Source organism: Streptomyces sp. NPDC006134, assembly GCF_040628835.1.
Taxonomy (GTDB): domain Bacteria; phylum Actinomycetota; class Actinomycetes; order Streptomycetales; family Streptomycetaceae; genus Streptomyces.
Genome location: NZ_JBEXTV010000083.1, coordinates 21377 through 30143 on the forward strand (window position 1 = coordinate 21377; position 8767 = coordinate 30143).

Genomic DNA, 8767 nt, shown 5'->3' on the forward strand with positions numbered 1-8767 from the left:
CTGCGGCCCGTGAGGCCCCGTACGCGCGCGGCGTCCCCGTCGTGCGCGTGCGCGGCCTCAGAGCGATCCTGCCCCCTGCGGCGGGGCCGGGAACGGCACGACGGCCACTGTTACGTTGTCGTGGCCCCCGCCGTCCAGGGCGTGGCCGACCAGGACCCGGGCGCTGTGCAGCGGGTTCACGGCGGCGTCGAGGGGCACCACCCGGGCCATCTCCTCGGCGGACTCCGCGTAGTTCCACAGGCCGTCCGTGCACACCACGGCCACGCCGGGGCGGTCCGGCTTGAAGGAGGCGGTGTGCGGCTCCAGTTCGTAGGCGTCCGCGCCGAGCCAGCCGGTGATCGCGTGGGCGCGCTCGTCGGCGTACGCCTCGGCCTCGCTCATCAGGCCGGCGGCGACCATCTGCGCCGCCCACGAGTCGTCCTCGGTGAGCCGGGCCGCGGGTGCGCTCCGGTCCGCCGGGACCCAGTAGACGCGGCTGTCGCCGATCCAGCCGACGACCAGCAGGCCGTCCGTCACCACCGTGCCGACCAGGGTGCAGGCCGGGGCGTTCTGGTGCGGGGCGTGCTCGCGGGCCGTGGCGGGCTCGTTCGCCAGCGCGTCGACGGCCCGTGAGGCGGCGACGATCGCGTCGTGCATGGCCTGCTGGGGGTGGGTGCCCCGGGGGAGGGCGGCCAGCAGCGACTCGCCGGCCGCGCGGGACGCGGCCAGGGAGGCGTCGTCCGGGCGGGTCGCCGAGGACACGCCGTCGCAGACGATCGCCACGGCGGCCGGGGAGCCGTCGGGCAGGACGGTGTGGCCGACGGCGAACGCGTCCTCGTTGCGGTGGTGGCGCAGGCCGCGGTCGCTGACGGCGGCGACCGGGCCCGACTCCTGCTCCATGTGGTCGCGTTCGCGGGGCTGGGCGTGCCCGCAGTTCTCGCAGTAGCCGTCGTCGTCGACCCGGCCGGCGCGGCAGGCCACGCACACCGCGGCGCCGGCGGCCGGGTCCGGTTCCGGTGCGGGCACCGGCAGGTCGGCGGCCACGCGCGGGTCCGGTGTCTGCAACGGGTACTCCTCGGGTTCCTGCGGGCGGTCGAGGCGCACGCCGGAGGCGGGGGCCGGGATGTGGGCCGGGGGTGTCGGGGCGGGCGGCGGGACGGGGACCTGCGGAGCGCCCGCCGGGGGGTACGGCGGCCGGGGCGGCGGGGCCTGGGCCGGCAACGGCGGCGACTGCGGGGGCGGAGGCGGCGTCTGCGGCGACGGCGGGATCTGCGGCGGCGGGGTCTGCGGCGACTGGGAGGGCTGCGGCGACTGGGAGGGCTGCGGCGACTGGGAGGGCTGCGGCGACTGGGAGGGCTGCGGCGGCCGGGAGGGCCGCGGAGGCTCGGAGGCCAGGGAGCCGCCGCCCGAGTCCGTGCCCGGCAGGTCCGCCGGCCGGTGCACCGGGGCGGGGCGGCCGGAGCCGTCCGTCTCCGGCGCCACGGGCCACGCCACCCCGGCCGGACGGCCCGGAGCCGAGCCGTTCAGGGCGATCGTCGGGCTGTCCCCGGGGCGCGCTGGCACGGCGGACAGGTCGTATCCGCACGCACCGCAGAAACGGTCACCCGACTCCAGGGGCTCCGCACAGCTCGGACACGTCGGCAAAGCGGCCTGCTGAGGCATCTGCGACATCAACTACACCCACGTTCGGGGGCGGTAACGGTTGGCACGTTCCACCAGGTCGATCCTCTCCTCGCCGCCCCGCGCCAGCCGGGCGAGCGTGCGGTACGCCCGCTCCAGGCCGAAACGCAGACCCCGTTCGTCCAGGCCGCTGCCGAGCAGCGTCCGTCCCCCGGCGGCATGGGGGTCCCCGCTGCTCGAAGGCCGCGAGCCCGGGGCAGGGACGGAACCCTGGCCCCCGGAGAGTACCCAGTCCAGCGCGCGCCCGAGGACTTCGGCCGACAACCGCTCCCGGCGCGCCGGATCCAGACCGTACGCGTCCAGCGCCTCCACCTGCCGCGCGGCGGCGGTCAGGTCGTCCAGGGACGGTACGTCGGCCGCGTCCGCCGCGCGCTGCCGCAGCCTGGCCCGTACGGCCGCCACGCGTGCGGCGGTGTAGTGGATGGAGGACTCCGGAACCGACTCCAGCGTCCGCACCGCGCCGCCGCGGTCACCGGTTGCCAGCCGGACGCGGGCCAGGCCGAAGGCGGCGCTCACGTAGCTCGGGTCGGCCGTCCACACCAGGCGGTAGTACTCGGCGGCGTTGTCCAGCTGGCCCAGCACCTCCGCGCACAGGCCGAGCGCCAGCTTGGGCGCGATCTCGCCCGGGAAGGCGTCGTAGACCGCGTCGAACGCCAGGGCCGCGCCCTCGTGGTCGCCGGTCACCAGCGCGGCCACGCCCCGGTACCACACCACCCGCCAGTCGTCGGGCCGTTCGTCCTCCAGCGCGGCCAGGGTCTCCAGCGCGGTGGGCGCCTCGCCGGTCTCCAGCCAGGCCCGGATCTGCCGCAGCCGGGTCTCGACCGAGGGCGCCGGCGCCGCGGCCAGCGCCCCGAGCAGCTCGGCCGGCGCGGACGCCAGGAGGCCCGCCAGGAAACCGGCGTTGGGGTCGTCCGGGTCGACGTGCGGCACCGGCAGGGCGAGCGCGGTGGCCGGGGCGTCGACGGGCTTGACCAGCCGTACGGTGCCGTGCGGGGGGCCGGCGGATCCGCCGGCGGGCTGCTCACCGGGCCGGCCGCCGGGTGGCGGGGGAGCACCGGGGCCGGGAACGGGTGGGCCGGAGAGCGCGGGGGAGGAGGCCGACGGGCCGGGGAGCACGGCCGACGGGGCCGAAGGAGCCGACGGGTGGGGTATCGGTGCGGGTGCGGGTGCGGGTGCGGGTGCGGGTGCGGGTGCGGGTGCAGGTGTGGGGGCGGGGAGCGGTGCCGTGGCCGGCGGGGTGGCGGCGACGGCGGCCTTCCCGCGGCGCCGCCGCCACCCCGCCGGTACCGCGCGTGCCCCCAGCCGCGACACCTCCCCGTCCAGCTCCGGGAACAGCTCCGTGTCCGTGACCCGCACCTCGGGGCCGAACAGCGTCGACAGGGCGGGCCGTGCCCGGCCCGTCTGGAGCGAGACGACCTCGCGCAGCACGCCGGTCAGCTGTTCCGCCATCTCCTGCGCGGAGGCGAACCGGCGGGCCGGGTCGGGATCGGTGGCGCGCACCAGGAGGCGGTAGAAGGACTCGTACCGGCGGAAGACCTCGACCGAGTCGGGGTCCGGCAGCGAGTCGGCGTAGACGTTGGTGTAGCCCTGGAAGTCGAAGGTGAGGACGGCGAGGGTGCGGGCGACGGTGTACAGGTCGGAGGCGACCGACGGGCCCACCTCCGCGACCTCCGGCGCCTGGTAGCCCACCGTGCCGTAGATGGCCGACTCCTCGTCGTCCATCCGGCGCACCGCGCCCATGTCGATCAGCTTGAGCTGGTCCTCGGTCTGGATCGCGTTGTCGACCTTGAAGTCGCAGTACAGCAGGTTGCGGCTGTGCAGGTGCCCGAGCGCCTCCAGCGCCTCGATGCCGTACGCGCACGCCTGCTCCACCGGCAGCGGGTCCCGCCTGCCGTCCGGGGTGCGGCGCGCGTTGGCTATCTCCTTCAGCGACTTGCCGCCGACGTACTCCATGACGATGTAGCCGTCGAGGGAGCCGGTGCGCTGGTCGAGGTGTTCGACGAAGTTGTAGATCCGCACGATGTTGGCGTGCTCGATCTCGGCGAGGAAGCGCCGCTCGGAGATGGCCGCGGCCATGGCGTCCTGGTCGCCGGTGTCCAGCAGGCCCTTGAGCACCACCCAGCGGTCGGAGACCGCCCGGTCCACGGCGAGGTAGATCCAGCCGAGGCCGCCGTGCGCCAGGCAGCCGGCCACCTCGTACTGGCCGTGCACGACGTCCCCGGCCCGCAGCTTCGGGACGAACGAGTACGGGTGGCCGCACTTGGTGCAGAAGCCCTCCGTGCGCCCCGGGCGGCCCGCGCGGGCCCGGCCCACCGGCGCCCCGCAGTCCGACCGCGAGCAGAACCGCTTGCGCTCCGGCACCTCCGGGTTCTCCAGCACCATCGACCGCGGGTCCGGCCGCGGGATCGGCGGCACCTCCACGAGTCCGGCGCCCAGCCGCCCGCGCGCGGAGGAACCGGCGGCCGACCCGGAGCTGCGCACCGACACCGAGCGGCTCGTCGACCGGCCCGACAGGGAGCGGGAGAGCCGGCCCGACACCGAGCGGCGCGACTTGGATGATTGCGACGACCGCGACGACCGCGACGACGTACGGGAGCTGCCGCTGCCGGAGCTGCCGCTGCCCGCCGAGCCCTTGCTGCCGCCGGTCATCCCGGTCGGTGCCGTGCCGACCGTCCCGTCCCCGGAGACGACCGGCGCCAGACCGCAGGTGCCGCAGTACAGCTCGCCCCCGCCCATGTCCTCGTACGCGCCGTCGCAGCCGGGACGCTGACAGGACTGCCGTGCCTCACTCATCGCGCCGCCTCCCCCTCGTCGCTCACGCGCCCGGCCCCCCGGCGTCGCGCGGACCCCCTTGCCCCGGGACGCGCGGGGCCGTGCCGAGCGCCTCCGCCACCGCCTGCTGGTAGCGCAGCACGGCCTGCTCGGCGGCGCGCAGGTCGCAGGGCGCGCTCCACAGCATGCGGCGCGCCCTCTCGTACCGCTCGACCAGCTCGGGGTCCTCCGCCAGGCCGTGCCGGGCCGCCTTCGCCTTGTACGCGTCGAGACGGCCGCGCAGTTCGGCGCGGACCGCCAGGGGCGCGGTGACCGCGGTCAGCGACTCGCGGGCGCGCAGCAGTTCGTCCTCCGCCTTCTGCTCCAGGGACTCCAGCAGCGGGGAGAGGCGGTGCCACTGGGCGCGCCTGCGGTACTCGGCGGCCGTCGCCAGCTGCTCCTGCAGCGCGGTCGGCGGACCGCTGACCACCGGCACCTCCGTCGCGGCGATCTTCGCGAGGACCTCGCCGCGCGCGGTGCGCGCCTCGGCGAGCGTGCGGTCCGCGCGGCTGAGGACGTCCCGCAGCCGCACGATCCGCTGCTCCGCATCCTGACGGACCGTCAGCACGGCGTCGATCTCGCGGCGTACGTCCTCCAGCGCGCGTGCCTGGCGGTCGTACACCGTGGTGTCCGGCCGGCCGCCGCCCGGGGCCGAACTGCCCTCGGCCGGGCGCCAGAACGCCAGCGGGTCCGACACCACCTGCTCGCGCAGCCTCGTCAGCGTGTGCGTGATGCGCTCCAGGTCGTCGCCGGCCGGGTGCTCGCCGGGGCGGACGCCGACGGAGTGCGCCAGCTTGCGGGTGCGGTGGAGTTCGGCGGCGAGCAGGTCGATGCGGGCGGGCAGCGCCGACCAGACCGCGTCGGCGGCGACCACCACGTCCAGCGACGCCGCGTACAGCTCGTTCATCCGGTCCACGAGGGCGGCCAGGGTGAAGCGTTCGCTCAGGCGGCCCGGAGCACCGTGTGCCGTGGGGGCGCCCGCGGCGGCCACCGCGCCGCCCGCGACCGTGACGCACGCGCCGCGCAGCAGCTCCGTCAGCTCCGCCAGGTCCTCGCGGCCGGCCCAGCGGCGGCGGGCGCGGATCTCCCGGGCGGTGCGCAGCGCGTCCGTGTACGCGTCGAAGTACGTCCACAGCAGCGTGATCGACGCCTCCGTGGCCTGCCAGCGCTCCGCGGTGACGCCCGTCAGGCGGGCGCCTTCGAGGAGCCGGCGGCCTGCGTGGTCCTGGAGGGCCAGGAGCGAGGTCTCGATCGCCTCGTGCTCCGCGCCGAGCCGCGCCAGCGCACGGTCCACCTCGTCCCGGTCCATCACCGGCCCGGTGGATTCCGCGACGCCCATCGATCACCTCTCGCTTCTCGCTGCTGTGGGTGGTGGTGGCGGTGCCCGCGGCGCCGTCAGCTCTTGCGCAGGTACTCCGGTGCCGGGGGCTCCGACGTCGTCTCGTCGTCGCCCAGTGTCGCCGACAGCCACTTGTCGTACGACGCCTGCCAGCCGTTCGCCTCGTCCGCGCGGAAGTCCACCAGGATCCGGTTGACCCGGCGTACCAGATCGTCGGCGTCCTTCTTCATCGCCACGCCGTAGTACTCGGTGGTGAACGCCTTCCCCTTGAGCTGCACCGTCGGGTCCTGCGCGGCCTGGCTCGCGGCGAGCGCGGTGTCGGTGACCACCGCGTCCACCTCGCCGAGTTGCAGCCGGACCAGGCAGTCCAGCTGGTTCGGCACGGTGGTGGAGAAGTCGGCGGAGGCCACGAGCCTGCCTGTCTTCCGGTGCGCCTCCAGCGTGCTGTACGCCGTCGAACCCGCCGCCACGCAGATCTTCTTGTGCGCCAGTGTGCCGTCGTAGCCGGTGATCGGCGAGGACTTGGGCGCCAGGAGCTGCTGGCCGCTGCGGAAGTAGGGCGCGGAGAAGGCGACGTCCTCGATGCGGTCGCAGTTGATCGTCATGGTGCGGACGACCATGTCCACCCGGCCGTCCTGGATCGCCGGGATGCGCTGGTCGGTGGGGATCGCCTTGAACTGGACCGCGTCGGGGTCGCCGAGGATGTCCTCGGCGATCCGGCGGACCAGGTCGATGTCGAAGCCCTCCAGCGCGGCGTCGTCGCCGCCGTTGGGGTCGCGGTAGCCCCAGCGGTAGCTGTTCTGGTCGACGCCGACGATCAGTTTGCGCTTCTCGCCCGGGCGTTCCTTGATCGTCGTGATCGTCGGCCCGTCCTCGGAGGACGGGGACAGCGTCTGCTTCTCCGGGTCCTCGCACTCCTGCGCCGCCCGGGTCTGGCTGCCCTGGGCGGCGCCCCGGCCGCCGTGCGCGCCGCCGGCACCGGCGCCGGCGCCGCCGTGCGACCGGGCCGCCGGCAGCAGCAGGGCGAAAGCCACCGCGAGGGCACAGACGACCGCCATCGCACCCACTCCGCCCCAGCCCCTCAGGCTGGCCCGCAGACGTCGCGCACGCATCCTCATGCCCCCTTCCACCGGTCCTCCTTCCTCCCGGTACTCCGGCACTTCCCCCTGTTTCCCGGCCTGTTCACCCGACACGTCCACCCGGCACGTCACCGGTACTCCGACAGCCTGCGGCCGATGCCCAGCACCGCGCCGGCCGCGCCCAGGACGCCGAGGACCGCGGCGCCCGCCGGCAGGCCCGTCATCGCGTCCCGGCCGGCCCCGGCCGCCCGCTCGAACTCGCTCTCCTCGTGGGCGAGAGCGGCGGCGAGGTGGGTGTCGACGTTGTCGAAGCACTCGCCCGTGGCGCCCTTGCCGCCGATCACCTTCGCCAGCGCCTGCCGGTAGTTGCCGTTCTCGTCCTGGGCCCGGGCCGCCCGGTGGCGCTTCTGCCACTCCCGCACGTTGCCGGCCGCCGCCGCGACCGGCCGCTCGCCCGCCCGGTCGTCGGCCAGCCGCCCGGCATCGGCCAGCCGGTCGGCGAGCACCCTCATCTCCCGCCGGTAGTCGTGGTCGTAGGCGTCGTACGTGACACCGCCGACCTTCTCGGTCTCCGCGCCGCGGGCCACCAGGGTCAGGTTCTCGTTGCCGCGCGCCTTGAGGGAGGCGATGCGGGCCTCGTGCAGCACGTCCAGGGAGCGGACGCCGTGCTCGCGGGAGTCCTCCAGGTGGGCGCGGGCGACACCATGGCCGGCGACCAGCCACAGCAGGGCGGCGGCGGTGGCGGCGGTCGCGGCGGCCAGGCCGGGGTTGAGGACCCGGTGGGTGCGCAGGTAGGTGCGGCGCTGCGCCCAGGCCAGGGCGGCCAGGGCGAGGACGCCGAGGGCGATCGCCGCCCACGGGTGGGGCGTGGCGTCGGCGTAGTCGCCGCGCAGGCGCCGGTTCTCGCTCTTGTAGAGGGCCTCCGCCGCCGGGAGCATCTCCTCCTGCATCTTCTCGTTGGCGTAGCGCAGGTAGGCGCCGCCGACCGGGAAGCCCTGGCGGTTGTAGACGCGGGCGCGTTCGATCAGGCCCTTGTACTCCGGCAGGAGGCGGTTGAGGCGGGTGACGGTCGCGGCGGCGGGGGAGTCGGGGTCCGAGTTGGCGGCGGCCGTCACGAGCTTGGCGGCGGCCGTGCGGATGTCCTCCTCGTAGCGTTCGCGGGACGCCTCGGTCTCCTGGCCGCCGGCGAGGAACCCGCCGGCGGCGGCGGTGTTGGCGTCGGCCAGGGAGCGGTAGATGTCGGCGGCGTCGGAGCTGAGGGGCTGGCTGCCGGTGAGCACGTCGTCGGCGGCGGCGGCGCGGCCGGTGGTCTGCCAGGCGGTGACGGCGCCGAAGGCGACGACGAGGAGGGCGAGGACGGCACCGATGATGCGCAGTCGGCCTGGCTCGGTGGTGGCGGCGGCGCGCAGCCGGTCGGCGCCCTCGGCGAAGGCGGTGCGGCGGGGGCCCGGCGGTGGGGCGGGAGCGGACGGGGCGGGAGCGGACGGGACGGCGGGGGCGTTGCCCGGGTGCGCCGGGCCGCCCTTCAGCGTGTGCGTCACTGCCGACCTCCCCCGTGGTCACCCCGTCACCGCAAGTATCGCTGGCGGGACCGGGATCCGCACCGGCCTTCGCGGGATCTTGCCGGAACGTGCAGGAACGTGGACCGGTCGCGGAACTCCGCACCACCCCTGTCCATGGACACGCCGGACGAGGCGGCGCGGTTCCCGGCGACGGCCCGTCTCCGGCGGTCGCGTGCGGCCCCGGCGCGCCCCGCGACGCCCGCGACGCCCGCGACCGCCGGAGACGCCCGCGACGCCCGTGACGCCCGTGCGGCCCCGGCGGGGCGCGCCGGGGCCGCCCGGGCGTGCCGGGCGGGGTGGGGCGGGTGGGGGCAAGC

At 75.9% G+C, this 8767-nt stretch carries 5 protein-coding genes; all 5 read right to left on the reverse strand.

The window, feature by feature from the left end; translation table 11 throughout:
- Positions 1–57: 57 nt before the first annotated feature.
- Positions 58–1650 carry a PP2C family serine/threonine-protein phosphatase gene (locus ABZ340_RS33950; protein WP_358785733.1) on the reverse strand — a complete coding sequence of 531 codons (1593 nt, stop codon included), beginning with the start codon at positions 1648–1650 and terminating at the stop codon, positions 58–60.
- A 3-nt stretch (positions 1651–1653) separates the two neighbouring features.
- Entirely contained in the window at positions 1654–4452 is a 2799-nt protein-coding gene (locus tag ABZ340_RS33955) for a tetratricopeptide repeat protein (RefSeq protein ID WP_358785734.1), read from the reverse strand.
- Positions 4453–4474: 22 nt separating this feature from the next.
- Complete coding sequence (locus ABZ340_RS33960; RefSeq protein ID WP_358785735.1) at positions 4475–5809, reverse strand: hypothetical protein; 1335 nt, start codon at positions 5807–5809, stop codon at positions 4475–4477.
- 56 nt (positions 5810–5865) lie between these two features.
- Positions 5866–6921, reverse strand: a complete 1056-nt coding sequence (locus ABZ340_RS33965) for a glutamate ABC transporter substrate-binding protein (protein ID WP_358785736.1) — start codon at positions 6919–6921, stop codon at positions 5866–5868.
- Between the two features lie 95 nt (positions 6922–7016).
- Positions 7017–8429, reverse strand: a complete 1413-nt coding sequence (locus tag ABZ340_RS33970) for a hypothetical protein (RefSeq protein WP_358785737.1) — start codon at positions 8427–8429, stop codon at positions 7017–7019.
- Positions 8430–8767 lie beyond the last annotated feature (338 nt).